Below are 26190 nucleotides of genomic sequence, written 5' to 3'. Positions count from 1 at the left end.
GCTTCAGTACTCCAGCCGCTCGCGACGGCCCAGCCGCATCACGATCGCCGCGAAGGCGAGCGTGACGACCAGCAGGGCGACGCCGATGGTGGTGGCGTAGGCGGCCTGACCGTCCCGGAACGCCTTCTGGTACACGTACAGGACCATCACGGTCGTCGAGTAGTCGGGACCGCCCGGTCCGGTCGTCATGATCTGTACGACTGCGAACGACTCGGCGCCGAGCGCGAGGATGCCCATGTAGACCCAGCCGGACTGCACGGTGTCCCACAGCAGCGGCAGGGTGAGGCGGAAGAAGGTCGTGCCGCGGCCGGCGCCGTCGAGCAGCGCGGCCTCGTAGAGATCCGTGGGGATGGACGCCATGCCCGCCGAGAAGAGGACCACGAAGAAACCGACCGTGGACCAGACCAGTACGGCCATCACGCACCACAGCGCCAGGCTCGGGTCGCCGAGCCACAGCGGCTGGATGTTGTCCAGACCAATTCCGCGGAGCAGTGAGTTGATCGCGCCGCTGTCCGGGTTGTACGCGAAGGCGAACAGCAGCGAGACGATCGCGATCGAAAGCACCTGCGGGAAGAAATAGACGATCTTGTAGAAGGAAGAGCCCCGGACACCGGTGACGACCGGGCCGCCCTTCCTTCTGCGACCGCCCACATTGATCATGAAGGCGAAGAACAGCGCCAGGCTGATCGTCACCAGCGGCAGCACGACCGCGAACATCAAGCTGTGCTGCAAGGACTTCCAGAAGATGTCGTCATGGAACATCCTCTTGTAATTGTCCAGGCCGACCATCTTGAAATCGGGGCTCAGGCCGGTCCAGTCCGTGAACGAGTAGTAGATGGACTGGATGAACGGCCAGACCACGAAGAGCGCGTACAGTCCGAGGGGCAACGCCAGAAACCCCACAATGAACCGGTACTTGCCGTGCTGCATCGCCACTCCGGTGCCGTGAGGGTGGGTATTACTGGTGCTTGTAGTGCTTGATCGAGGTGTCCTTGGCCGCCTCGTCGGCATAGCCCTGGATCTTCTTGATGGCCTCCGCCGGGGTCAGTCGGCCGGCCATCATCTCGCCGAGGCCGGCCACCCCGATCTTCTCCTTCTGCAGCTGCACATACCAGTCCTGGAGCCGCGGGTTGACCACGTTCGACCCGGCCAGCTTCAGGGCGGCGACGCCGGAGGTGAGGCCCGGGGTGAGGGTGATGCCATCGGTGCCGCCGTTGTACGCGGTCAGCGACTTCACCTTCGACGTGAAGTTCTTGGAGGACGCCTCGCTGAGCATGATGCGCAGCTGCTCCATGCCGCCCTCGGCGTTCGCCGCCTTGGCCGGGACGATGAACGGCTCGCCGCCGGAGGCCCAGATGGTGCCGAACGGCATCTTGTCGTTCTTGTCGATGCCGGTGGGCGCGGAGACGGCGAGGTTGAAGTCGGAGGGGATGACGTTCGCCGACTCGTTCTCCACCCAGGAGCCGTTCGGGATGAACAGCGCCTTGCCCTGGGCCCAGGCGGTCTGTGACTGGATGTGGTCCAGGCCGGGGGTGCCCTTGAGGATGTAGCCCTTCTTGTAGAGCTCGTAGTAGGCCTCGAAACACGCCTTGACGGCCGGGTGCTTCCAGGCGTTCGGCTCCAGGTTGTCGATCGCGTTCAGCACCTCGACGCCGCCGACCTTGCCGATCATCGGGTACAGCGAGAAGGGGACGTAGTACGGGTACTTGCCCGCGTACGTCCAGCCAGCCATGCCCTTCTTCTTGGCCTTCTCGCAGACGGCGAGCATCTGGTCCCAGGTCTGCGGGTACTCCGCGTCGAGCGAGTCCAGCGCCTTCTGCGAGTACCAGACGCCGTACACCGTGTAGGCGTAGTACATGATCCAGACCGGGTCGCCGTCGAACTGGCCCATCTCGACGATGCCGGGGCGCAGCGTGTCGCGGACCTTCTTGTTCGGGTCGTCGTACGACGGCGCGTCGAGGAGCGGGGTGAGATCGGCCAGCTGCTTCTTGCCGACCAGCACGCCCATGTCCATCTGCTCGGCGCCGGAGTTGTCGATGAGGTCCGGCGGGGTGCCCTGGTTGAAGCGGGGCTGCAGGGTGGACTGGATCTTCTGGGTCGCCGAGAACTTGACCGTGGCCTTCGGGAAGTCCTTCTGGTAGATCTTCACCGCGTCCTCGGCGTACTCCTTGCCGAAACCGCCGTCGAAGAGGACGAATTCCATCTTGGCGGTGTCGTTGACGCCGAGCGGGTTCTTGGCCGTCTTCTTGCCGGTCTTGTCCTTGGACTGGCCGCCTCCGCCGCTGCTCGCGCAGGCGGAGAGAAATCCGACGGTGGGGACCGAAATCAGGCCGAGCGCGGCTGACCGCTTGATCAGATCGCGGCGGCCGACGCCTTCGGAACCATGACTGGCTGCGGATGTGGATCCCATGCTCAAGTCCTCGCCCTCTCCAGGACTCAGGCGGTGAACCGGATCCTCCCCGGCACCGCGGTCGGGTCGTGCTGGGCCGTGCAGGAAGTCACTCAGGAAACGCCGACAGGTATAGTCCACTTCCCGCCAGCGGGGCAAGATCGAATGCAAGGTTGGCCAAGGGTCTTTTCCTAGTTGAGACCTGTCGGAAATCTGAGCGAGCTGTGTACGGCTTGCCGGAAAAAGAGCCGACATAGACCCCTGAATGCCGCAGCCAACACCCTTGACATCACGGACCACTTGACCACCTACTGGTTCCTGCGCCACGCATCTGACAACGTTGTCTCATGTGGCAGGGAGGGTACCCGTTGTGATGCAGCGGAGAACGCAGCGAAGAACAGGACACAGATCTGGTACGGCGGTCGTGATCGCGGCCGCCGTAGTCATGACCCTGGGCTCCCAGGGGGCCGCGGTCGCCCTGCCGGCCAAGGCACCGGCCGCCGCGACGGAGTTCGCATCCTCGTTCGAGTCTGGCGATCCGTCACCGGACTGGACCGACACGGTCGACACGGACCCCGCCGGCGCACCGCGCGCCTCGGGGGTCGACGGCGGCTACAGCACCGGCATCCCCGGCAATGTCACCGACCACGTGACCGACATGCGGGCCAGCGGCGAGAACACCGGCGCGGGCGAGGTCAAGGAGAACCTCGTCGACGGCGAACCGGGCACCAAGTGGCTCACCTTCGAGCCGACCGGCTGGGCGGAGTTCGACTTCGACAAGCCCATCAAACTGGTGACGTACGCCGTCACCTCGGCGAACGACTACGCCGAGCGCGACCCCGCCGACTGGACCCTCCAGGGCTCGACGGACGGCAAGGACTGGAAGACCGTCGACACCCGTACGGGCGAAGGCTTCACCGAGCGGTTCCAGACCAGGACGTACGACCTCTCGGCACCCGCCGAGTACCAGCACTTCCGGCTCGACGTCACGAAGAACAACGGCGCCCCGGACATCCTGCAGATCGCCGACGTCCAGTTCTCCACGGGCGGCAGCGGCGGGCCGGTGCCCCAGGACATGCTCTCGCTGGTCGACAAGGGCCCGAGCGGCTCGCCGACCGCGAAGGCCCGGGCCGGCTTCACCGGGACCCATGCGCTGCGCTACGCGGGCCGGCACACCGCGAGCGGGCGGGCGTACTCGTACAACAAGGTCTTCGACGTGAACGTGAAGGTCCGGCGGGACACCGGGCTCTCGTACCGGATCTTCCCCTCGATGGCCGACGGCGACCTCGACTACGACGCCACCAACGTCTCCGTGGACCTGGCCTTCACCGACGGCACCTACCTGAGCGGTCTCGGGGCGGTGGACAGCCACGGGTTCGCGCTGTCGCCGCGCGGCCAGGGCGCGTCGAAGGGGCTGTACGTCAACCAGTGGAACAACGTCTCCTCGGTGATCGGCTCGGTCGCGGCCGGCAAGACCGTCGACCGGATACTGGTGGGCTACGACTCGCCCGCGGGCCCGGCCAAGTTCCGTGGCTGGATCGACGACGTGACCATCGGGCGGGTCGCCCCCGAGAAGCCCAGGGCGCATCTGTCCGACTACGCGCTGACCACCCGCGGCACCAACTCCAGCGGCAGCTTCTCGCGCGGCAACAACTTCCCGGCGACGGCCCTGCCGCACGGCTTCAACTTCTGGACGCCGGTGACCAACGCGTCCTCGGAGAGCTGGCTGTACGAGTACGCACGGGCGAACAACGACGACAACCTGCCGACGATCCAGGCGTTCAGCGCCAGCCATGAGCCCAGCCCCTGGATGGGCGACCGGCAGACCTTCCAGCTGATGCCGTCCGGCGCCGCCGGCACCCCGGACACCGGCCGGGAGGCACGGGAGCTGGCGTTCCGGCACGAGAACGAGACCGCGCGGCCGTACTACTACGGGGTGCGGTTCGAGAACGGTCTCAAGGCCGAGATAGCGCCCACCGACCACGCGGCCGCGCTGCGCTTCACCTACCCGGGCGACGACGCGAGCGTGATCTTCGACAACGTGACCGAGCAGGCGGGCCTGACCCTGGACAAGGAGCACGGGATCGTCACCGGCTACTCGGACGTCAAGTCCGGCCTGTCGACCGGCGCCACCCGCCTGTTCGTCTACGGCGTCTTCGACAAGCCGGTGACGGGCGGCGACTCCAGCGGGGTCAAGGGCTATCTGCGCTTCGACGCGGGCGCCGACCACACCGTCACGCTCCGCCTGGCCACCTCCCTGATCAGCGTCGACCAGGCCCAGGACAACCTGCGCCAGGAGATCCCGGACGGCGCCACCTTCGACACGGTCAAGGCGCAGGCCCGGAAGACCTGGGACAAGCTGCTCGGCAAGGTCGAGGTGGAGGGCGCCACGGCCGACCAGCTGACCACGCTCTACTCCAGCATGTACCGGCTGTACCTGTACCCCAACTCCGGCTTCGAGAAGGTCGGTTCCAAGGATCAGTACGCCTCCCCCTTCTCGCCGATGACCAGCCAGGACACCCCGACGCACACCGGCGCGAAGATCGTGGACGGCAAGGTGTACGTCAACAACGGCTTCTGGGACACGTATCGCACGACCTGGCCGGCCTACTCGTTCCTGACACCAGGTCAGGCGGGTGAGATGGTGGACGGGTTCGTGCAGCAGTACAAGGACGGCGGCTGGACCTCGCGCTGGTCCTCCCCCGGCTACGCCGACCTGATGACCGGCACCTCCTCGGACGTGGCGTTCGCGGACGCCTACGTCAAGGGCGTCAGCTTCGACGCGAAGGCGGCCTACGAGGCGGCCGTGAAGAACGCGACGGTCGTCCCGCCCTCCTCCGGCGTGGGCCGCAAGGGCATGTCGACCTCTCCCTTCCTCGGCTACACCAGCGACGACACCCGCGAGGGCCTGTCCTGGGCGATGGAGGGGTACGTCAACGACTACGGCATCGCCGAGATGGGCCTGGCCCTGTACAGGAAGACCGGCGAGAAGCGCTACAAGGAGGAGTCGGACTACTTCCTCAACCGCGCCCAGGACTACGTGAACCTCTTCGACTCCAAGGCCGGCTTCTTCCAGGGCAAGGACGCCCAGGGCAAGTGGCGGCTGGACTCGTCGTCGTACGACCCGCGGGTGTGGGGTTACGACTACACCGAGACCAACGGCTGGGGTTACGCCTTCACGGCTCCGCAGGACAGCCGGGGCCTGGCCGACCTGTACGGCGGCCGGTCCGGACTCGCGGACAAGCTGGACGAGTACTTCGCGACCCCCGAGACGGCCTCCGCCGACTTCGTCGGCTCCTACGGCGGGGTCATCCACGAGATGACCGAGGCCCGGGACGTCCGGATGGGCATGTACGGCCACTCCAACCAGGTCGCCCACCACGTCATCTACATGTACGACGCGGCCGGCGAGCCCTGGAAGGCCCAGGCCTACGTCCGCGAGGCGGTCTCCCGGCTCTACCTGGGCAGCGAGATCGGCCAGGGGTACCACGGCGACGAGGACAACGGCGAGCAGTCGGCCTGGTACCTCTTCTCGGCCCTCGGCTTCTACCCGCTGGTGATGGGCAGCGGCGACTACTCGATCGGCTCGCCCCTGTTCAAGAAGGCCACGGTCCACCTGGAGAACGGGCGGGACCTGGTGATCCGGGCGCCGCGCAACAGCGCGGCCAACGTCTACGTGCAGGGCGTGCGGGTCAACGGCCGTATCTGGACGTCGACCTCGCTCCCCCACTCGCTCATCTCCAAGGGCGGGATCATCGACTTCACGATGGGCCCGAAGCCGTCGACGTGGGGTACCGGCAAGAACGCCGGCCCGGTCTCGATCACCAAGGACGACAAGGTCCCGGTTCCGCGCGCGGACGTCCTGAAGGGTGACGGCTCCCTGTTCGACAACACGTCGGCGACGGAGCAGACGGTGACCTCGGTGGACCTGCCGGTGACCCGGTCGGTCAAGGGGATCCAGTACACGCTCACCTCACCGGCCGACCACACCAGGGCCCCGACGGGCTGGACCCTCCAGGCCTCGACGGACGGCACCCACTGGCGCACCGTGGACCGGCGGTCGGACGAGACCTTCGCCTGGAACCTGCAGACCCGGGCGTTCACGGTCCGCACGCCCGGGACGTACGCGCACTACCGGCTCGTCCTGGACGGCGCTTCGACGCTGGCGGAGGTGGAGTTGCTGGCCTGAGGCACGGCTGGGAGAAGCCGGAAGCAGGGGGCGGGCCCGTTCGGGTCCGCCCCCCTTCTTTCTGGGTTTCGCCGTCTCAGCCGGTGGCGAGGGTGAACACGTGCAGGTCGGTGTTCCCGGGGAGCCGGACGCTCTTGATGCTCTTGCCCGCCGGCGCCTCGAAAGGCCTGGTCGCGAAGACGTAGGTGGCCACGGGGTCCTTGTCGGCGCCCGCGACATTGCGGTACGCGGTCCTCGCCACGGTCTCGTTCCCGTACTGGACGGTGCCGCCTCCGCCGCCGACCGTCCAGTCGGTGAAGGCGAGGTCGACCGTGCCGGTGCTGCCGTCGGTGTAGGTGACGGTCGCCGGGGCGGACTGGTTGCCGTTGGTGGCGCTGCCCAGGAAGGACAACTTCTCTGCGGGTGTGCTGAGTTCGACGGTCTGACCCGCGGCCGTCGCGTTGTCGGGGCGCCCGGCGGGGGCGTTCGGCCAGGTGTAGGCCAGGCCGTCGACCGTGCCGTGGGCACCCGCGGTGAGGCCGGCCGCGGCGAGGGCCTGGCGGGAGTAGCTCCAGCCGCCGCCGTCGAAGTCGCCCTCGTCGTGGTCGCCGACGTCGTCCGAGACACCGGTGTTGTCGTAGGCGGCGAGCAGGGTGCCCGGCGCGGCGACGGTCAGGGCGACCGGCTGGGCGTAGGAGGTGCCGTCGGAGGTCACCGTGATCTGGACGTCGTAGTAGCCCTGGGGGGTGCCGGAGGTGGTGGAGAGGGTGATCTGCCGGGAGCCGTCGGTCACCGTGCCCTCGGCCGGGGTGGCCTTGACGCCGTCCGGGGCCGTCACCCGGAATCGGACCTCCGGGCCGGTGCCGCCGGTGAGGGACAGGGCACGGATGCCGACCTGGGTGCTGTCCCCGGGGGCGAGCGTCGCGGCGGTGGGTCCGACGCCGATCTGGTACGGCTGCTCGCCCTGACGGAAGGACGGCGGTACGGAGGCGGCCCCCCAGGTGCGGTTCGGGGTGGCGGAGAGGGTGTAGTCGAGGCGGCCGCCGTCCCGGACGAAGGAGCCGTCGAGCCAGGGCCGGTCACTGGTACGGCCGTTGACCTTCAGGGACTGGACGTACGGGGCGTCGGCCGCCGCACCCCGGGCGCGGATCGAGATGTCGTTGCCGCCCGGGCGGTCGATCTCCACGCGCTCGAACAGGGGTGAGGCCAGGACGAGTTCGGCACGGGACGGGACCTGGGGGTACATCCCGAGCGCCGAGAAGACGTACCAGGACGACATCGCGCCGAGGTCGTCGTTGCCGGGGATACCGCCCGGACCGGTGGACCAGAGCGTCGTCATGGCCGCACGGACGGTCTCCTGGGCCTTGTACGGGGCGCCCGCGTAGTCGTACAGGTAGGGCACGTTGATCGAGGGCTCGTTGTCCAGCTCGGACTTGTCGCCGCCGCTGCCGGTGAGGGCCCAGCTGCCGTCGGTGTGGTGGAAGAAGGCGTCGAGGCGGGCGAGGGCCTGGTCCGTGCCGCCCATCGCGGCGAACAGCCCGGCCGGGTTGTGCTGCACCATCCAGGTGTACTGGGCCGCCGTGCCCTCCACGAACCCGTTGCCGGTGGCCGGGGTGAAGCCGGTGACCCAGCTGCCGTCGGCCTTGCGGTTGGCGATGTAGCCGCCGCTGGGGTCGGCGGCGATGTCGAAGTTGTTCTGCCACCACTGGGAGCGGTCGGCGAAGGTGGCCGCCGTGTTCTTCTCCCCCGCGGCCGAGGCGAGTTGGGAGAGGGCGAAGTCGGCCGTGGACATCTCCAGGGTCTCCGCCGCGCCGCCCCAGGCGTTGGAGACGGACGGCATGTAGTGCTTGTCCAGGTACTTGTCGAGGGACGGTCGCTGGCCGGCCGACAGCACCGGTTTGCCCGCCGCCGACAGGTCCTGGGCCGTCGGGACCGTCGCCGCCTTCACCAGGGAGTGCAGCGCGCCCTTCAGGTCGAAGTCGGTACCGCCGAAGGCGCGGATACCGGCGAGGGCGGTGGGCGAGGGGTCACCGTTCATGACGTGGGTGCCGTTCGCGCCGTGCAGCCAGCGGTCCCAGATCCCGCCGTTCTGCCGGGCGAGTTCGTAGAGCGACTGGGCGATGTCCGAGCCGGTCGCGGGGTCCAGCAGGGTGAGGAGCTGGACCTGGTCCCGGTAGACGTCCCAGCCGGAGAAGGTGCCGTACTGCGCCCGGTGGCCGCGCCCGACGCGGTGCACCCGGTCGTCGCTGCCCCGGTAGCGGCCGTCGGCGTCGCTGATGACGTTCGGGTGGAAGAGCGAGTGGTAGAGGGCGGTGTAGAAGGTGGTGCGGTCGGCGTCCGTACCGCCCCCGACGCGGATGGCACCGAGGCGGTCGCGCCAGGCGCGGTGGGCCGCGGCACGGACGGTGTCGAAGGAGCGCCGCGGCGGGTTCTCGGCCCTCAGATTCGCCTCGGCTGCGCCCTGACCGACGTACGAGATACCGACCTTGACGTTCACCGGGCCGGTGCCGGGCGCGAACTCGACGTATCCGCCGGCCCCCTTGCCCGCGACCGGCCGCCCGCCGGTCGAGAAGCCGCCGGTGCCGCCGGAGGCGGCCCTGGACCCCGGGCTGAGCCTGTCGTCCTGCCAGGTGCCGGTGGTGGTGAAGGCGCGGTCGAAGTGGGCGGTGAAGTACAGCTTGTAGTAGGAGCGTTGGCCCTCCGGGTCGAGGTAGCCGCAGAAGTCGCCGGAGGTGACCGAGCCGGAGACGGTGCGGGCGGCCGGGTCGATGGTGACCGTCGAATCGGCCGATCCCACCTCGGAGTTGGCGGTGCGGATCAGCAACGAGGCGGGCTTGCCGGCCGGATAGGTGAACCGGGCCGACCCGGTGCGGGTGGTCGCGGTGAGGTCGGCGGTGACGCCGGAGGCGAGGCCGACCTTGTAGTGCCCGGGCTCGGCGGTCTCGTCGGCGTGGCTGAAGTCGGAGGCGTAGACGGCGTCCTTGGTGTCGCTCGCCGGGGACGAGGTGACCTCGCCGGCGTACGGGAAGAAGGGGATGTCGCCGCTGCCGCCGGCGCAGCCGGTGCCGGACATATGGGTGAGGCTGAAGCCCCGGATGCGGGTGGCGTCGTACTGGTAGCCGCCGGGCGCGGCCGTTCTGCTCGCGTCGCCTCTGGTGTTCTCCGGGCTCCAGGAGAGCATGCCGAACGGCACCACGGCGCCCGGGAAGGTGTCACCGCCGTTCTTGGTGCCGATCAGCGGATCCACGTACGCCGTGGGGTCCTTGACGAGTTCGGGGGCTCGTTCGGGTACCCCGCTCGCGGTCGCCGCGAGGGCGGGTGTGGCGCCGCCGGTCGCGAGCACCGCGGCCAGCAGCAGGGACATGGGACGGAAACGCATGACGCGGCCCCTCCTCCTTCGGACGGGTCGCGCACCACAGGTCGCACAAGCCGCAGGGACAGTAACGTGCGCCACCCGTAGCACGGAAGACCGCATACCCCCGGACAGGCACCGCCCCCGGTTCACCCGGTCGGGCTACCCGAAGCGGGTTGACATCGTTGTCGGTTGGGGCGGTAGAGTCATGTACAGACCATCAGACAACGTTGTCGTGTTCCATAGCGTCGAAACAAGCCGAACAGCACAGCGTGCAAGAGGCAGTTCGAGCCACTTCCCCCGGGCAGGTACCCCACCCCCCTCCCTGCCCGGCTCGCGGACCCAGTGTGCACCGACACCGGGTCCGCCCAGAGCGGCCACCGGCGACGTCGACCGACCTGGCACGGCGGGGCGGTCGCGGTCTCCGCGCCGTCGCCCTGGACCACGTGGCCGAAGGTCGTGCCCTGCCCGGGGCTGAGCGAGCCGTTCCGGTCGGCGTCGTGGACCATCACGTCCTGTCCGGTGTGGGTACGCGGGGTGGAAGCGGGCCCGGCGCCTCGGCGGGTTCCGGTCCGCCGAAGCTGATGGGAGCGCTCCCACCCCACTCTCCTGTGAAGTTAGCGCGGACGCGAGCGGCTGTAAACGGTAGGGACGGGTCCACCGTTCCTGAGGTGACACCGGCGCCCGGACTCGCGGTCGGTGTCCGGCGGGCGCCCGTCCCAGCGACATCCCGGCGACTCCGCGATGTCGCAGTTCAACACGCCACCGTCATCCCGGCGTCCCAGGGCACCCCGAACGTCTTGGCACCCACCCGGCCGCGCCGACAGCCTGCTGCCGCCAGGCGGGAGAGGACAGCTCGCACCGAGCACACGACCGGACAACGCTCAAGAACACGGGAGGAATCATGAAGAAGCGTGGCATCGCCGCCATAGCCGCCGGCCTCGCGGCCGCGGCCCTGGGGCTCACGCCGGGCACGGCCAACGCGGCGGACAACGATCCGCTCAGCGCCAGCACCACGGGCGCCTCCGTCTCGCTCACCGTCGACTGGACCGGTTCGGAGTCGTTCACCCTGCGCAACGTGAAACTCAGTGACACCTCCTGCGACGCCCACCCGGTGTTCTTCTACGTCACCGTGCCGGGTTTCCAGTACCCGAACCACTGGAACACCAGCGGGTGCGGCACCACCACCACCTGGGGCAGCCTGTCGGGCAGCCTGGACGGCGGCATCCACAGCCTCTGGGTGACGGTCTGCCGCGACACGACCTTCGACAACTGCAGCTCCTCCGGCGGGTCCATCAACCCCTACGACTGATCCCTGACGACAGTCGCCGTCGACCGTGGTCTCGGCGGGGTGAGCACCGTGATGTCCGACGAGAGGGCCGTCCGCGACGCCACCCCCTCGGACTCCGACGCCGTCCACCGTCTGCTGAGCGGGTTCGTGACGAGCCATCGGCCCGACCGGGCCGTCTTCGACGCCGTCACGTTCGCCCGGATCGTCGCGGCCGCCACGGACGGCACGGCCGAGTTCCTGGTCGGCGAGCCGGTCAGACGGTGAGGGACGGCCGACAGCCGGCGGCCCACTCGGACCAGGTCCGGCGTCCCGGAGGGCGGGCAGCGATGTGGTGGCCGGCGTGCCGGCCCGGGAGTTCGGCCGGCCGGCGGTTCAGCGACCTCCGGCCGGCCCGTCACTCGTAGCGGTACTTCAGCGAGTCCGCCTCCGCCTGCTCGATGTCGGTGATCGTCAGCTCCGGCATCCGCAGCTGGGCCAGCGTCACCTCGGCCGAGGTCGGCTGGGCGTCCGCCGGCAGCCACTGCTCCGGCTTCCAGGCCCCGCTGCGCAGGAGCGACTTGGGGCAGTGCGGGTAGACCTCCTCGATCCCCAGCACCAGCGCGCTGGCCGGCGGCTTGCCCACGGCGGTCAGCTGCGACAGCAGCTCCGGGCGGGTGGAGACGCAGGCCCGGCCGTTCACCCTGAGGGTCGTGGTGCGCCCCGGGATGACGAACAGCAGCCCGGCCCGTCCGGTGGCGATGACGTTCTGCAGGGTGTCCAGACGCTTGTTGCCGGTCGCGTCCGGTATCGCCACCGTCCGTGCGTCCAGGACGGCGACGAACCCGGCGGGGCCGCCGCGCGGGGAGACGTCACAGTTGCCCTCGGCGTCCGCGCTGGCGACCAGGACCAGCGACGAGCAGCCGATCAACCGCCGGGTCTGCTCGGTGAGTTCGGTCATCTGCTTGCGCACGGCCGCGTCGCCGGGGAGGTCGTAGACCCGGCGCAGCGCCTCCTGGTCGGGCACCGCGTCGAGGCGCAGCGAATCGAAGACACTGCTGGCAAGGGGCGTCGTCATGCCTCCGACCCTAATGGGCCGACCTGGATCGATCTCGGTCGGTGAACGCCGGGACACAAGGACGGCCTGTCGTGCCGGCATCCGGGCGAGCCGGCCGTCGAACCCGCCCTCGCCGGCCGGTGCCACAGTGAGCCCACAGACTTGACTCTTTTTTGGCCAAGCGCACCGGTGGTGGCTGGCGTTTGGTCATGTTCACTTGTCGCGCCCACAAAGTTGGTTCTTGACGTTTTCTGAGTCAGTCAGGTGGGTCGTGCGAGCAGCCGTCCCGGCCGGATCCCGACCCTCCGATACCGGCCGTCGCGCTGTCAGGGCGCTGCGATGGAGGAAGAACTCATGAGGAGACACATACGCGGGACGCTGGCCGCGTTGACCGGAGCGCTGCTGCTCACGATGGGGCTGACCGCGACCGGCGGCCAGCCGGCGCAAGCCGATGACAACGGTGTCGGACTCAAACCCGCCCTCGGCTGGAGCAGTTGGAGCTTCGTCCGCCGCAATCCGACCGCGGGGACCATCGAGTCGCAGGCCAAGGCGCTCAAGACGAGCGGCCTCGCGAAGAACGGGTTCGTGTACGCCAATGTCGACGACTTCTGGTACCAGTGCCCGGGCAGCCAGGGGCCGGACGTCGACCAGTACGGCCGCTGGGTCACCGACCCCGCCAAGTTCCCGCCCCGCGGTGGTGAGAACGGCATCCAGGTCGTGGCCGATTATGTCCACTCCCTCGGGCTGAAGTTCGGGCTCTATGTCACTCCGGGCATCTCCCGGCAGGCGGTCGCGCAGAACACCGCGATCCAGGGAACGCCGTACCGCGCCCAGGACATCGCCACCACGACGACGGAGAACAACTACAACTGCGGCGGCATGGTCGGCATCGACTACGGCAAGCCCGGCGCCCAGGCGTTCATCGACTCCTGGGCCGGCCAGTTCGCCGGCTGGGGCATCGACTATCTCAAGATCGACGGCGTCGGCACCCCCGACGAACAGGACGTCCAGGCCTGGTCGGACGCCCTGCGGGGGACCGGCCGGCCCATCCACCTGGAGCTGTCCAACAGCCTCGACATCAACAACGCGGCCACCTGGGGCAGGCTGTCCAACGGCTGGCGCACCGGCGGCGACATCGAGTGCTACTGCGGACCGGACGGCAGCAGCTACCCGCTGACCACCTGGGCCTCCGTCGCCTCCCGGTTCGACCAGGTCGCCGCGTGGGCGCCGTACGGCGGTCCCGGCGGCTACAACGACTACGACTCCCTGGAGATCGGCAACGGTGACCACGACGGGCTCACCCCGGACGAGCGCAGGACCCAGCTGAGCCTGTGGTCGCTGGCCGCCTCCCCGCTCATGCTCGGCACCGATCTGACCCACCTCGACCCGGCCGACCTGGCCCTGCTGAAGAACACCGACGTCCTCGCGGTCGACCAGGACGGCATCGACGCCCGGCGGATCTCCGGGGGCGGCGACTCCCAGGTGTTCGCCAAGACCGAGCCCGACGGGGACGTGGTCGTCGGCCTGTTCAACACGGCCGCGGCGCCCCGGGAGGTCGCCACCACCGCTGCCGCGCTGGGGCTGCCGGCGGCGCGCGACTACTCCCTGCGGGATCTGTGGAGCCACCGGGTGACCGAGTCGACGGGCCGGATAGCGGCCGACGTTCCGCCGCACGGCGTGGTCCTCTACCGGGTCCACGGCAGCGGCCACGTGGTGCGGGGCGCGGCCCCCGACGTCTCGCTGGCACTGCACTGGGCCTCCGCGCCCAGCGACAGCACCACGCGTGAGGTGACCGCGGTCCTGTCCGACAACGGCTCCCGGCCGGTCACCGACGCCGGTCTGACCCTCACCGGGCCGTCCGGCACGAAGATCACCACGCGTGACGGGACCCGGGCCCGGACGATCCACGGCGGCAGCGCGCTGAAGGCCACCTTCAGCGTCTCGATGCCGCCCTCGGCCGACCTCTTCGCCTCCAGCTCGTTCCACGGGTCGGCGACCTACCGCTATCACTCCGCGGGCGCCACGGGGCTGAAGGCCGGTGACACGATCACCGTCAACCACCCCGTGACGGCCCCGTACCGCACGTTCGCCTCCACCACGGCGAGCTTCAGCGAGTCCGGCTCCCGGCTCGGCATCCGTGCCCAGGGCGCCGACCTGTACAACGGGACGAACGAGTACGGGACGGTCTACCTGCCGGGGGCCGAGCACGACGGTTCCACGACCACCGTGAAGATCGACTCCCAGTCGGACACGGACGTCTGGGCGAAGGCCGGGATCATGGTCCGCAACGACATCACGCAGCCGGACACCTCCCCCGGTTACCTGGCCCTGGTCGTGACCCCCGGCAACGGCTACCTCCTCGACTGGGACAGCGACGGTGACGGGCGGCTGGACTCCCAGGACTCCACCGGTACCGCCACCTACCCCTCGTGGCTGAAGCTGGTCCGGCACGGCACCACGTACAGCGGCTACTACTCCACCGACGACGCCACCTGGAACCTGGTCGGCACGGTCACGGTCCCGACCGCCGCGGCCACTCAGGACGTCGGCCTCACCCAGACCTCGCACGCCTCGGGCACCACCGGCGAGGCCGACTTCGACACGTTCACCACCACCCCCTAGGGCGTGTCGTCCGCGCGGCGCCCGGTGCTTTCTCAGACCGGCGCCGTGCGGGCGCGCATCGCCGTTCCGGCGGCCGGGAGTCCGGCCACCGGGAGCTCCAGAGTGAACTCCGTACGGCCCGGTCGGCTCGCCACGTCGAGCCGGCCGCCGTGGGCCGTGGTGATGGCCGCGGCGATGGCCAGGCCCAGACCGGAGCCGCCCTCCCGGACACCGGCGCGGGTCCGGGAGGAGTCGGCCCGGGTGAAGCGTTCGAAGACGGCGGGCAGGAGTTCCGGCGGGATGCCCGGTCCGTCGTCGTGGACACGGATCACGCAGGTGGCGGCGGTGGCCTCGACCGTGGCGGTCACCGCCGTACCCGCGGGCGTGTGCACCCGCGCGTTGGCCAGCAGGTTGGCCACCACCTGGTGCAGCCGGGCCTCGTCGCCCAGGACCAGCGCCGGTCCGTCCAGGTCGAGTTCGAGCTGCCAGACGTGTGCCGCGCCCGCCGCCCGCGCGTCCCACACCGCCTCGGCGACCAGTGCGGCCATGTCGACCTCGGCGGACTGCAGCGGGCGTCCCTCGTCGAGGCGGGCGAGCAGCAGCAGGTCCTCGACCAGGCTGCGCATCCGGGCCGACTCGGCGTCGACCCGGCGCCAGGCCAGGTCCGGTTCGATGCGGTCGGTGCCGCGGTTCATCAGCTCCGCGTACCCGGCGATCGAGGCGAGCGGGGTGCGCAGTTCGTGGCTGGCGTCGGCCAGGAAGCGGCGCATGCGCTCCTCGCTGCGGCGCACCTGCTCCTCGCTGTGCCGGCGTTGTGCGAGCGAGGCCTCGACATGGTCGATCATGCGGTTGAGGGCGGCGCCGACCTGGCCGGCCTCGCTGCCGGGGTCGGTGTCCCGTTCCGGGACCCGGGTCAGGCCGGTGACCTGGCCGTGGCCGAGGCGCGCGTGGGAGACCTCGACGGCGGTGGCGGCGACCCGGCCGAGGGGGCGCAGCTGTCGTCGTATCACCACCGCGCACACGCAGCCGGCGGCCGTGAGACCGACCGCGGCGACCGCGACCTCGACCTCCACCAGGTCGCCGATCATGTCCAGTACGTCGTCCATCGGCAGGCCGGTCATGACGCGGACCCCGTCGGCGTCCAGGGCGGCGACCCGGTAGGTGCCGAGGCCGGGGACCGTGCGGGTGTCCGGCGAGCCGTTCGGCACGATGCCCCGGAGAGCGTCGGTCTGGGCGGCGGTGAGCGAACGCGGGGCCGCGTCCTGGGTGACCACGGCCGCGCTGAGGATCTCGCCCCTGGTGTCGATGCGGGCGGCGAGCATGCCGGCCGGATGGCCGCCCTCGTTGAGGAAGGTCAGGTCGCGGGTCAGCTCCGGATGCAGCGCGGCGCCGCCCGCGTTGCGCTCGACCGCGGCGCTCACCCGGTCGTCCAGGTCGCCCATCAGACAGGCGCGTTGGGCGAAGGCGGTGGTCAGGGCCGGCACGGCGCAGACGCAGACCAGGACGGCGGTGATGAAGAGGAGCAACCGCGTGCGCAGCGACCGGCTCCGCAGCCGGGCGGTCATCTCCCGTCCTCCACGGCCCGTACGACGTACCCCATGCCGCGCACGGTGTGGATCATCGGCGTCCGGCCCCGGTCGATCTTGCGGCGCAGACTGGAGATGCAGACCTCGACCAGGTTTTCGCCGCCGTCGAAGGACGTGCTCCAGATCGTCTGCCCGTCGGGCGCGGGGTAGGGGCGCCGGCCCGCGTCCGCGACGGCGGCGGACAGCAGCTCGGTGAGACCGGGCTCGTCGTCGACGATCAGGACGCGGACTCGGCCGGTTCGGGACCCTGCGGTGGCAGCCATGTATCAAGTCTGTGCCGGTCCGCTGGGGGAACGCTGTGTTCCGGCTGAGCCCTGGCGATGTTCCGCGGCGGCCGCGCACAGGTACGGCGAAGGGCCGCGCCCCCGGCTGACCGGGGACGCGGCCCTCACAGGCCCCTTGAGGCTACTTGCGGAGCAGGCTGCGCAGCACGTACTGCATGATGCCGCCGTTGCGGTAGTAGTCGGCCTCACCGGGGGTGTCGATCCGGACGACCGCGTCGAACTCGACGCCCGTGTCGGTGGTGACCTTGACCGTGCGCGGCGTGGTGCCGTTGTTGAGCTCCTCGACACCGGTGAAGGAGAAGGTCTCCTCGCCGGTCAGACCGAGGGACTCGGCGGTGGCGCCCTCCGGGAACTGCAGCGGGAGCACGCCCATGCCGATCAGGTTCGAGCGGTGGATGCGCTCGTACGACTCGGCGATGACGGCCTTGACGCCGAGCAGCGCGGTGCCCTTGGCGGCCCAGTCGCGGGACGAGCCGGAGCCGTACTCCTTGCCGGCCAGGACGACCAGCGGGATGCCCTGCTCGATGTAGTTGCGGGAGGCGTCGTAGATGAACGCCACCGGCGCTTCGGCCTGCGTGAAGTCGCGGGTGTAACCGCCCTCGGTGCCCGGCGCGATCTGGTTGCGCAGGCGGATGTTGGCGAACGTACCGCGGATCATGACCTCGTGGTTGCCTCGGCGGGAGCCGTAGGAGTTGAAGTCACGACGCTCCACACCGTGCTCGGTGAGGTACTTGCCGGCCGGGGTGTCGGCCTTGATGGCGCCGGCCGGGGAGATGTGGTCGGTGGTGACCGAGTCGCCCAGCTTGGCCAGCACGCGGGCACCGGCGATGTCGGTGACCGGGGACGGCTCGTGCGCCATGCCCTCGAAGTAGGGGGGCTTGCGGACGTACGTCGACTCCGCGTCCCACTCGAAGGTGTTGCCGGTCGGGATCGGCAGCGACTGCCACTGGGCGTCGCCGGCGAAGACGTCGGCGTAGGACTTGTTGAACATGTCCTCGCCGATGGCGCTCGCCACGACCTCGTTGACCTCGGCCTCGGTGGGCCAGATGTCCTGGAGGTACACCGGCTTGCCGTCGGTGTCGGTGCCCAGGGCGTCCTTGGTGATGTCGACCTTCATCGAGCCGGCGATCGCGTAGGCGACGACCAGCGGCGGGGAGGCCAGGTAGTTCATCTTGACGTCGGGGTTGATCCGGCCCTCGAAGTTCCGGTTGCCGGACAGGACCGAGGTGACCGCGAGGTCGTGGTCGTTGACGGCCTTGGAGACCTCCTCCGGCAGCGGGCCGGAGTTGCCGATGCAGGTGGTGCAGCCGTAACCGACCAGGTTGAAGCCGACCTTGTCGAGGTAGGGGGTCAGGCCCGCCTTCTCGAAGTAGTCGGTGACGACCTTGGAACCCGGGGCGAGGGTGGTCTTGACCCAGGGCTTGCGGGTCAGGCCCTTCTCGACCGCCTTCTTGGCCACCAGCGCGGCGGCGACCATGACGTACGGGTTGGAGGTGTTGGTGCAGGAGGTGATGGCCGCGACGGTGACCGCGCCGTGGTCGATCTCGTACGTCGAGCCGTCGGGGGCGGTCACGGTGACCGGGTTGGTCGGGACGCCGTTGGCGGTGGCCGGGGAGTCGGAGGCCGGGAAGGACTCCTTGCCCGCCTCGTCGTCGTCGGCGACGTAGTTGCGGACGTCGCTCTTGAACTGCTCGGCGGCGTTCGCGAGGACGATGCGGTCCTGCGGGCGCTTCGGGCCGGCGATGGAGGGGACGACGGTGGCGAGGTCCAGCTCCAGCTTCTCGGAGAAGTCGGGCTCGGCCTTCGGGTCCAGCCAGAGGCCCTGCTCCTTGGCGTACGCCTCGACGAGCGCGACCTGCTGGTCGCTGCGGCCGGTCAGACGCAGGTAGTTGAGGGTCTCGTCGTCGATCGGGAAGATCGCGGCGGTGGAGCCGAACTCCGGCGACATGTTGCCGATGGTGGCGCGGTTGGCGAGGCTCGTCGCCGCCACACCCTCGCCGTAGAACTCGACGAACTTGCCGACCACACCGTGCTTGCGGAGCATCTCGGTGATGGTGAGCACCAGGTCGGTGGCGGTGGTGCCGGGCTTGAGCTCACCGGTCAGCTTGAAGCCGACGACGCGCGGGATGAGCATGGAGACCGGCTGGCCGAGCATGGCGGCCTCGGCCTCGATGCCGCCGACGCCCCAGCCGAGCACGCCGAGACCGTTGACCATGGTGGTGTGCGAGTCGGTGCCGACCAGGGTGTCGGGGTAGGCCTGGCCGCCCCGGACCATGACCGTGCGTGCCAGGTGCTCGATGTTGACCTGGTGGACGATGCCGGTGCCCGGCGGGACGACCTTGAACTCGTCGAAGGCGGTCTGGCCCCAGCGCAGGAACTGGTAGCGCTCGCGGTTGCGGCCGTACTCCAGCTCGACGTTCTGGGCGAAGGCCTCGTGGGTGCCGAACTTGTCGGCGATGACGGAGTGGTCGATGACCAGCTCGGCCGGGGCCAGCGGGTTGATCTTCGCCGGGTCGCCGCCGAGCTCCTTGACGGCCTCGCGCATGGTGGCGAGGTCCACGACACAGGGCACGCCGGTGAAGTCCTGCATGATCACGCGGGCCGGCGTGAACTGGATCTCCTGGCTGGGCTGAGCCTGCGAGTCCCAGCCGCCGAGGGCGCGGATGTGGTCGGCGGTGATGTTCGCGCCGTCCTCCGTGCGGAGCAGGTTCTCCAGCAGCACCTTCAGGCTGTACGGAAGGCGAGCCGAGCCTTCCACCTTGTCCAGCCGGAAGATCTCGTACGACTCGTCGCCCACCTGCAGCGTGCTGCGGGCGTCGAAGCTGTTCGCCGACACGACAGTCTCCTTCATTGATGTGCGCGTACCACCGTCAATCGTGCCGCCACGCCGACTTGGCCGATCCAGTAAGGCCAGGCTAAGTTAGGCATGCCTTACTGGAGGTGGCGGCTACGGTGCGCCTAGGCAGATATCTCGATGTCGAGATAACTCTAGTACACGGGCGCCGGATGGTCATGCCCGGACCCGTTCTCCGCTGCCCCCGCGGCGTGTCCGGGGCCGGCCCCCGAGGGGCGAATCACCACATCCCGCACGGGCGCGCGGGCGCGAACCACCCGGTCCCGAACGAGCGCCCGTGAGGCAATCCGGTTTTCGCGCCCATCAGTTCACGGAGTGGGGGTAACCGGCGAGGGGAGCGAAAGGAGTCACAGTCATGCCGCTCACCTTCCGGAAGAGCTTCCGGATCCTGCCCGGAGTACGCCTCAACATCAATCGGCACTCCTGGTCCATCACCACCGGGGGCAAGCACGGACCCCGGCACACGCACAGCAGCACTGGGCGCCGGACGACGTCCATGGACCTGCCCGGACCGTTCGGGTGGCGCCGCACCTCCAGGGAGCGCCGCCGGTGACGTCCGTGGGGCGGACCGGCGACCGGGCGGTCCGCCCCGCGGTGCCGTCCGGACGGAGGCACGGGTCACCCGCAAGGCGGACTGTCGGCGTGTCGAGAAGTGCGCCAGAGCCCGAAAATTCAGGACTTATCGGTCACTGGACGGTATGTCGGCGCACATAGGGAAAGGCCCCGGACAACGGCCGACGGGCCGAACGGCCAACCGCACTGACGACGCATCACCCGAACGGACCCCCCAACGGGCACCATCTCATATCTGAGATAGCCTCAACCTCATGGCAGACGACTACCTCGTACGCATCGGCAAGCTCATCCGTGACGCCCGGCAACACCGCGGCTGGACACAGGCACAGCTCGCGGAGGCGCTCGGCACCAGTCAGAGCGCTGTCAACCGCATCGAGCGCGGCAACCAGAACATCAGCCTTGAGATGATCGCCCGCATCGGTGAAGCCCTGGACAGCGAGATCGTCTCACTGGGCTACGCGGGCCCGATGCATCTGCGGGTGGTGGGCGGTCGCCGGCTGTCCGGCGCGATCGACGTGAAGACCAGCAAGAACGCGTGCGTGGCCCTGCTGTGCGCCTCGCTGCTCAACAAGGGCCGCACGGTTCTGCGCCGGGTGGCCCGGATCGAGGAGGTGTACCGCCTCCTGGAGGTGCTCAACTCCATCGGCGTGCGCACCCGCTGGATCAACGAGGGCGTCGACCTGGAGCTGGTACCGCCGGCCGACCTCGACATGGCGGCGATCGATGCCGAGGCCGCCGTACGCACTCGCTCGATCATCATGTTCTTCGGTCCGCTGCTGCACCGCATGGACCACTTCAAGCTGCCGTACGCCGGCGGCTGCGACCTCGGCACGCGGACCATCGAACCGCACATGATCGCGCTGCGCCGGTTCGGGCTGGACATCGCGGCGACCGAGGGGCAGTACCACGCGCAGGTCGACCGCTCGATCCGCCCCGACCGCCCGATCGTCCTGACCGAACGCGGGGACACGGTCACCGAGAACGCGCTGCTGGCCGCCGCCCGGCACGACGGCGTCACCGTCATCCGCAACGCGTCCTCCAACTACATGGTCCAGGACCTCTGCTTCTTCCTGGAGGCGCTCGGCGTCAGGGTCGAGGGCATCGGCACCACCACCTTGACCGTGCACGGCGTCCCGAACATCGACGTGGACGTGGACTACTCGCCCTCCGAGGACCCGGTGGAGGCGATGAGCCTGCTGGCCGCGGCGGTGGTGACGGAGTCGGAGCTGACCGTGCGCCGGGTGCCGATCGAGTTCCTCGAGATCGAACTCGCCGTCCTGGAGGAGATGGGCCTCGACCACGACCGCACGGCCGAGTACTTCGCCGACAACGGCCGTACCCGCCTGGTCGACCTCACCGTCCGGCCCTCCAAGCTGGAGGCGCCGATCGACAAGATCCACCCGATGCCGTTCCCGGGTCTGAACATCGACAACGTCCCCTTCTTCGCGGCCATCGCGGCGGTCGCACAGGGCAAGACCCTGATCCACGACTGGGTCTACGACAACCGCGCGATCTACCTCACCGACCTGAACCGCCTCGGCGGCCGGCTCCAGTTGCTGGACCCGCACCGGGTACTGGTGGAGGGCCCGACCCGCTGGCGCGCCGCCGAGATGATGTGCCCGCCGGCGCTGCGCCCCGCCGTGGTCGTCCTGCTGGCCATGATGGCGGCCGAGGGCACGTCGGTGCTGCGCAACGTGTACGTCATCAACCGCGGTTACGAGGACCTCGCGGAGCGCCTCAACACGATCGGGGCGCAGATCGAGATCTTCCGCGACATTTGATGAGCGAATGCCGCCGCACCCCGTCCTGACCTGCTGCTGAGCGGGTCAGGACGGTTTCGTCGTCGTCCGTCAGCCCTGTGGAGTTCCGTGCCTGCCGGAGCGCCCGTGCCACGTCCTCGTGCACGTCCTCGGCCAGATGGTGACGGCTGTCGATGCAGGAGGTCCAGCGGCGGACCTGGTACTGGCCGACCTTGGAGCCCTCGCCCTGGCTGCGGCGTTCCCACTGCTCGCGCACCGTGGCCTAGTGCAGCGGGTCCAGGACTGCGGTAGGTACAGACGCCGGTCGTAGAAGGTGTGGCGTGCGGGGTGGCACGCCCGGCTCGCCCTGCCATCGTCCAGCCGTTCTTCCGGCCCAGGTCGGACAGCAGCCCTTCGATCAGATCGGCGAAGACCTCCCGCGGCTCCGGCCGGGCGAACAGATGCCCCAACCCGCCCATCAGGGCCGGCAGTTCCTCCGCCCACGCAGTACCTGACAGTGTTGGAAAAATCTATCTCTGCCAAATCGCAGCGAGGCCCGGATAGCGTCACGACTCGTGCGACACCACCGGTGACCAATTGCGAAGACGGACGACGAGATTGATACGAGCCTTTGGCTCACCGACAGGCGGCAGCACACGGAAACGTGAAGAACCGCCGATCCGAGGTCTGCCCTGCGGCCCAAGCTCAGGCCGATTATTTTCCACAACGGCCATCGGCGAACTTTGTTCCGAGTCTTTGACGAACCCGCGACACCTATCTATACGAAAGAGCCCGTCATGGCCCTACATGTCGTTATCGGCGCCGGTTCCATCGGCACGAATGTCGCTCGCCTGCTCGCCGACCGCGGTGAAAGCGTCCGCCTTGTCACGCGCAGCGGCTCGGGCCCGGAGTAACCATTCACCGAGCCCTCGGTGCCGACTGAGCGTGCGGCCGCATCCGGCGAAGATGACCCAGACGACAAGAGAAACGGTGCAGTTTCGACTACCGCACCGTGCGCCGACAGTCCGCTTCCCGTTGGGAGAACGCCCACCCATGACCTCCGTACTCATTGTCAATGAGCAGTCCCCGCAGCGCCGCCGACTGCGCATGCTCCTGGCGGATGAGCCCGGCCTGACTGTCCTCGGCGAGGCCTCGAGCGGGGCCGCGGCGGTCCGCATGAGCGCCGCACTGTGCCCCGACGTCGTGGTGATGGACAGCCACATTTCCCACTCGGACGGCACCGACACCATCCGCCGCGTCACGCGGGCTCCCGCCCTCCCCCGGACCCCCGAACTCTCCAGAACGCAAGGTAACCGCCCACGCGTGCTGATCCTGACCTCCGCCGGCCACGAGCAGCGCGCCTACGCCGCCCTGCGCGCCGGCGCCGGTGGATTCCTTCTCCACGACGCCACCCCCGGCGAACTGACCGCGGCCATCCGTGTCGTGGCCGCCGGAGACGCCGTCATCACCCCCGGTCTGACCCGCGCTCTCATCGACACCGTCCGCCAGGCGCAACCCGCGCTCCCTGCCGAGCGGGAAGTGGGGATCGGCGCGCTCACCGAGCGGGAGCGTGTCGTGCTCACCGCCGTCGCCTCCGGCTGGTCCAACGCCGAGATCGCTGCGTGGCTGTCCATCGCCACGACCACCGTCAAGGCCCACGTCAGCAACATCCTCGCCAAGATCGGAGCCCGTGCCCGTGTCCAGGCGGTGGTCTTCGCCTACGAATCGGGCCTGGTGCGGCCGGCCGCCTGAACAGCCCGAAGTCCTGCCGCGGCCTCCAGCTGGGCAGGTCGCCATCGCACCCCGCGCCACGAGCCGGCGGTCGACAACCCGGGAAGTCGCCCACCACGCCGCCGAGGGATGATCACCCGTCAGGCCCGCACGGCACGACCCCCCGCAGCCACGCCGGTGTCAGGTCAGGGGCCAGTGGCGCAAGGCGGCGTCGGCCAGCTCCTGCAATTCGTCGCGAGCGACGCCGCTCGCGGCCTGGACGGCGATGCCGTAGGCGAGGGTGGTGAGGTAACGGGCCAGGAGGCCGGGGTCGGTCTGCGAGGGCAGATCGCCCTCGTCGACGGCCTGCCGGAACCGCTCGCGGATGCGGGCGTATCCGGTGGTGCGCCAGTCGACGAGGAGGGCGCGGACGTCCTGGCCGGAGTCACTGGTGGTCAGGGCACCCTGGACGCCCAGGCAGCCGTGGGGTTGGCCCGCGCGCGTGGTGGTGCGCACGGTGCCGGCCAGGATGGCGGTGGCGACGCCCAACGCAGTCGGCTGCTCCAGTGCCTGGGCCAGGTAGGCGCTCGGACCGTCGGTGTAGCGCTCCAACACCTTGCGGAACAGCTGCTCCTTGTTGCCGAACGCGGCGTACATGCTGGTGGTGGAGATCCCCATCGCTTGCGTCAGGCAGGCGGTGCTGGCCCCTTCGTAGCCGTGCTGCCAGAACACCAGCATGGCGCGCTCAAGGGCGGCGTCGGCATCGAATCCTCGCGGTCGGCCGATCGGGCCGGTCGGTTTCGTCTCCACCCCCACACCCTACCCCTTCCGCACTGATCGCTACAGAAGTGCTACGGTCCACTTCTGCAGCGACTGCTACAGAAGTGGAAAGGGGCGGCACACATGGGACTGCTCGACGGAAAGAGCGCTCTCGTCACCGGAGGCAGCGCCGGCATCGGCCTGGCCACTGCGGCCCGGCTGGCAGCTGAGGGCGCGCACGTCTTCATCACCGGCCGGCGCGCGACCGAACTCGACGCGGCCGTCGACCTGATCGGTCCCGCGGCCACCGCGGTGACCGGCGACATCGCGAACCTGGACGACCTGGATCGGCTCTACGCCACCATCCGCAGCCGGGGCGGGGGGCTGGACGTGCTGTTCGCGAATGCCGCCGTCGCCGCGCTCGCTCCGCTGGAGCAGGTCACCGAGGAGCACTTCGACACCCTGTTCGGCATCAACGTCCGTGGCCTGCTGTTCACCGTCCAAAAGGCCCTGCCGCTGCTCAACGACGGCGCCTCGGTGATCGTGAACGGCTCGACCAACGGGGACGTCGGCGATGCGGAACTCGGCGTGTACGCGGCGACCAAGGCCGCCACGCGCTCGTTCGCCCGGACCTGGGCGAACGAACTCAAGGGACGCGGCATCCGGGTCAACACCCTCACCCCCGGCCCGACCGACACCCCCGCCCTGGCGGGGCTGACCCCCGACCCGGAACGGTTCAAGCAGCACCTGGTGACACGGGTGCCACTGGGCCGGCTCGGGCGCCCGGAGGAGGTGGCCGCTGCCGTGGCCTTCCTGGCATCCGAGCAGAGCAGCTTCATCACCGGTTCGAGCCTGTACGTCGACGGCGGCCTGAACCAGATCTGAGAGGCGGACCCGTGCCCACCATCGGGATCATCGGTGCGGGCGAGGTCGGCAGCCAGATCGCCCGGGCGGCCCTGGCCCACGGCTACCGCATTGTGATCGCCAACTCGCGAGCTCATCGCCAACCTGGGCCGGGCACAGCGACTTGCTCCGACGTGACGCTGACCGGCGGGCCCCCTCCGCGGCAGCGGCCGTCCGACGCGGCCGCGGCGCGCATTCCCGCTCTGACCTTCCACGCGCGGCCCCGATCCGGAGCCACCGCACAGAAAGGCCCCTCACATGTCCGACAGTGATCTGCGCACGTTCTACCGGCGCTACCTCGAAGCGCTCAACGCCCACCAGTTCGATGGCATGGACGCGTTCATCAACGACCGGACCACGTTGAACGGGGAGCCCGCCACCCGCGACGACCTCCTGGTCGTGCAACGGCAGGACGTGGACGCGGTACCGGACCTGCACTGGGAGTTGCAGGAGCTGCTCTTCGACGGTGACCGTCTGGCTGCGCGCCTGGTCAACACCGGTACTCCCGTGAAGCCCTGGCTCGGCGTGGCTCCCACCGGCGCCTCGTTCGAGATCGTCGAGTACGCCATCTACCAGGTTCGCGACGGGCGGTTCGTGCACATGACCGCCCTGCACGACGCCGGTGAACTGCGTCGGCAGCTGACCGGCTGACCTGCAAGTTCGCGCCCGACCCACCGAGACATGTCCGCATACCCAGAATGGCCCGCTCGGGCACTTCACTTGCGAGGATCCCCGCGCCCAGGCCGGCGGGTCACCGGCCACATCCATGCGGTGCCCCGTCCCCTGCGGGCGAGCGGCGGTTCTGACGCCACCGCCCGGACGCGCGTCACATCTGGACGCACCTCACACTGCCCCGGCTCCAACGGTGCCCGTGCTCCCTGAAATCCGGCGGTGGATGTCCGCGAGCATGTTGCGCATCGCGAGGTGGAAGAGCTCAGCCTCGTG

At 69.4% G+C, this 26190-nt stretch carries 18 protein-coding genes and 2 pseudogenes; 10 read left to right on the top strand and 10 right to left on the bottom strand.

The window, feature by feature from the left end; all coding sequences use genetic code 11:
* Nucleotides 1–3: 3 nt before the first annotated feature.
* Together ACWDGI_RS31680 and ngcE are read right to left on the bottom strand one after the other, a co-directional pair.
* Nucleotides 4–930, bottom strand: a complete 927-nt coding sequence (locus ACWDGI_RS31680; protein ID WP_450764881.1) for a carbohydrate ABC transporter permease — start codon at nucleotides 928–930, stop codon at nucleotides 4–6.
* Nucleotides 931–958: 28 nt separating this feature from the next.
* Complete coding sequence (ngcE, locus tag ACWDGI_RS31675) at nucleotides 959–2410, bottom strand: N-acetylglucosamine/diacetylchitobiose ABC transporter substrate-binding protein (RefSeq protein ID WP_450764879.1); 1452 nt, start codon at nucleotides 2408–2410, stop codon at nucleotides 959–961.
* Nucleotides 2411–2834: 424 nt separating this feature from the next.
* Between ngcE and ACWDGI_RS31670 the strand changes: the two genes are divergently transcribed.
* Nucleotides 2835–6578 carry a GH92 family glycosyl hydrolase gene (locus tag ACWDGI_RS31670; protein ID WP_450765331.1) on the top strand — a complete coding sequence of 1248 codons (3744 nt, stop codon included), beginning with the start codon at nucleotides 2835–2837 and terminating at the stop codon, nucleotides 6576–6578.
* A gap of 76 nt (nucleotides 6579–6654) precedes the next feature.
* On the opposite strand, the gene ACWDGI_RS31665 is transcribed toward ACWDGI_RS31670, so the two are convergent.
* Together ACWDGI_RS31665 and ACWDGI_RS31660 are read right to left on the bottom strand one after the other, a co-directional pair.
* The gene (locus tag ACWDGI_RS31665) at nucleotides 6655–9936 is read right to left on the bottom strand and encodes a GH92 family glycosyl hydrolase (protein ID WP_450764877.1); all 3282 of its coding nucleotides are present in this window, start codon (nucleotides 9934–9936) and stop codon (nucleotides 6655–6657) included.
* A gap of 365 nt (nucleotides 9937–10301) precedes the next feature.
* Nucleotides 10302–10439: pseudogene (locus ACWDGI_RS31660) on the bottom strand (chitin-binding protein); the annotation flags it as partial.
* Nucleotides 10440–10813: 374 nt separating this feature from the next.
* On the opposite strand from ACWDGI_RS31660, the gene ACWDGI_RS31655 reads away from it, so the two are divergent.
* Entirely contained in the window at nucleotides 10814–11221 is a 408-nt protein-coding gene (locus tag ACWDGI_RS31655; protein WP_450764875.1) for a hypothetical protein, read from the top strand.
* 51 nt (nucleotides 11222–11272) lie between these two features.
* Nucleotides 11273–11464, top strand: a complete 192-nt coding sequence (locus ACWDGI_RS31650) for a hypothetical protein (RefSeq protein ID WP_450764873.1) — start codon at nucleotides 11273–11275, stop codon at nucleotides 11462–11464.
* A 130-nt stretch (nucleotides 11465–11594) separates the two neighbouring features.
* Here the strand turns inward: ACWDGI_RS31650 and ACWDGI_RS31645 are convergent, their stop codons facing one another.
* Nucleotides 11595–12254, bottom strand: a complete 660-nt coding sequence (locus ACWDGI_RS31645) for an MSMEG_1061 family FMN-dependent PPOX-type flavoprotein (protein ID WP_450764871.1) — start codon at nucleotides 12252–12254, stop codon at nucleotides 11595–11597.
* A gap of 333 nt (nucleotides 12255–12587) precedes the next feature.
* Here ACWDGI_RS31645 and ACWDGI_RS31640 point away from each other — a divergent pair, with 333 nt between their 5' ends.
* Nucleotides 12588–14855 (top strand): NEW3 domain-containing protein, encoded by a 2268-nt coding sequence (locus ACWDGI_RS31640; RefSeq protein ID WP_450764869.1) that lies wholly within the window; start codon nucleotides 12588–12590, stop codon nucleotides 14853–14855.
* 32 nt (nucleotides 14856–14887) lie between these two features.
* On the opposite strand, the gene ACWDGI_RS31635 is transcribed toward ACWDGI_RS31640, so the two are convergent.
* The 3 genes from ACWDGI_RS31635 to acnA all read right to left on the bottom strand — a co-directional run bounded on the left by ACWDGI_RS31635 (nucleotide 14888) and on the right by acnA (nucleotide 19540).
* Entirely contained in the window at nucleotides 14888–16399 is a 1512-nt protein-coding gene (locus tag ACWDGI_RS31635) for a HAMP domain-containing sensor histidine kinase (RefSeq protein WP_450764867.1), read from the bottom strand.
* Nucleotides 16396–16683, bottom strand: a complete 288-nt coding sequence (locus ACWDGI_RS31630) for a winged helix-turn-helix domain-containing protein (protein WP_450764865.1) — start codon at nucleotides 16681–16683, stop codon at nucleotides 16396–16398. Before ACWDGI_RS31630 ends, ACWDGI_RS31635 begins: the two co-directional genes overlap by 4 nt.
* Nucleotides 16684–16825: 142 nt before the next feature.
* Nucleotides 16826–19540 (bottom strand): aconitate hydratase AcnA, encoded by a 2715-nt coding sequence (acnA, locus tag ACWDGI_RS31625; RefSeq protein ID WP_450764863.1) that lies wholly within the window; start codon nucleotides 19538–19540, stop codon nucleotides 16826–16828.
* A 373-nt stretch (nucleotides 19541–19913) separates the two neighbouring features.
* On the opposite strand from acnA, the gene ACWDGI_RS31620 reads away from it, so the two are divergent.
* Together ACWDGI_RS31620 and ACWDGI_RS31615 are read left to right on the top strand one after the other, a co-directional pair.
* Nucleotides 19914–20111, top strand: coding sequence for a DUF4236 domain-containing protein (locus ACWDGI_RS31620; protein WP_351728923.1), 198 nt, complete (start codon nucleotides 19914–19916; stop codon nucleotides 20109–20111).
* 274 nt (nucleotides 20112–20385) lie between these two features.
* Entirely contained in the window at nucleotides 20386–21915 is a 1530-nt protein-coding gene (locus ACWDGI_RS31615; protein ID WP_360488958.1) for a helix-turn-helix domain-containing protein, read from the top strand.
* Nucleotides 21916–22181: 266 nt separating this feature from the next.
* Here the strand turns inward: ACWDGI_RS31615 and ACWDGI_RS31610 are convergent.
* Nucleotides 22182–22352 (bottom strand): annotated as a pseudogene (locus tag ACWDGI_RS31610) (IS701 family transposase); the annotation flags it as partial.
* Nucleotides 22353–22926: 574 nt separating this feature from the next.
* On the opposite strand from ACWDGI_RS31610, the gene ACWDGI_RS31605 reads away from it, so the two are divergent.
* Nucleotides 22927–23625 carry a LuxR C-terminal-related transcriptional regulator gene (locus tag ACWDGI_RS31605; protein ID WP_450764860.1) on the top strand — a complete coding sequence of 233 codons (699 nt, stop codon included), beginning with the start codon at nucleotides 22927–22929 and terminating at the stop codon, nucleotides 23623–23625.
* A gap of 159 nt (nucleotides 23626–23784) precedes the next feature.
* Here ACWDGI_RS31605 and ACWDGI_RS31600 read toward each other — a convergent pair whose 3' ends face one another.
* Nucleotides 23785–24393 (bottom strand): TetR/AcrR family transcriptional regulator, encoded by a 609-nt coding sequence (locus ACWDGI_RS31600; protein ID WP_450764859.1) that lies wholly within the window; start codon nucleotides 24391–24393, stop codon nucleotides 23785–23787.
* Nucleotides 24394–24486: 93 nt separating this feature from the next.
* Between ACWDGI_RS31600 and ACWDGI_RS31595 the strand changes: the two genes are divergently transcribed.
* The 3 genes from ACWDGI_RS31595 to ACWDGI_RS31585 are packed head-to-tail and all read left to right on the top strand — an operon-like array spanning nucleotide 24487 to nucleotide 25896.
* Nucleotides 24487–25227 carry an SDR family NAD(P)-dependent oxidoreductase gene (locus tag ACWDGI_RS31595; RefSeq protein ID WP_450764857.1) on the top strand — a complete coding sequence of 247 codons (741 nt, stop codon included), beginning with the start codon at nucleotides 24487–24489 and terminating at the stop codon, nucleotides 25225–25227.
* Between the two features lie 11 nt (nucleotides 25228–25238).
* Nucleotides 25239–25517 (top strand): NAD(P)-binding domain-containing protein, encoded by a 279-nt coding sequence (locus ACWDGI_RS31590; RefSeq protein WP_450764855.1) that lies wholly within the window; start codon nucleotides 25239–25241, stop codon nucleotides 25515–25517.
* A complete protein-coding gene (locus ACWDGI_RS31585) occupies nucleotides 25504–25896 on the top strand; it encodes an ester cyclase (protein WP_382536276.1) in 393 nt (130 codons plus the stop codon). Before ACWDGI_RS31590 ends, ACWDGI_RS31585 begins: the two co-directional genes overlap by 14 nt.
* Nucleotides 25897–26190: the final 294 nt, after the last annotated feature.

It is taken from the genome of Streptomyces sp. NPDC001220 (assembly GCF_053597895.1).
This window is presented reverse-complemented; position numbering and strand designations above follow the sequence as displayed.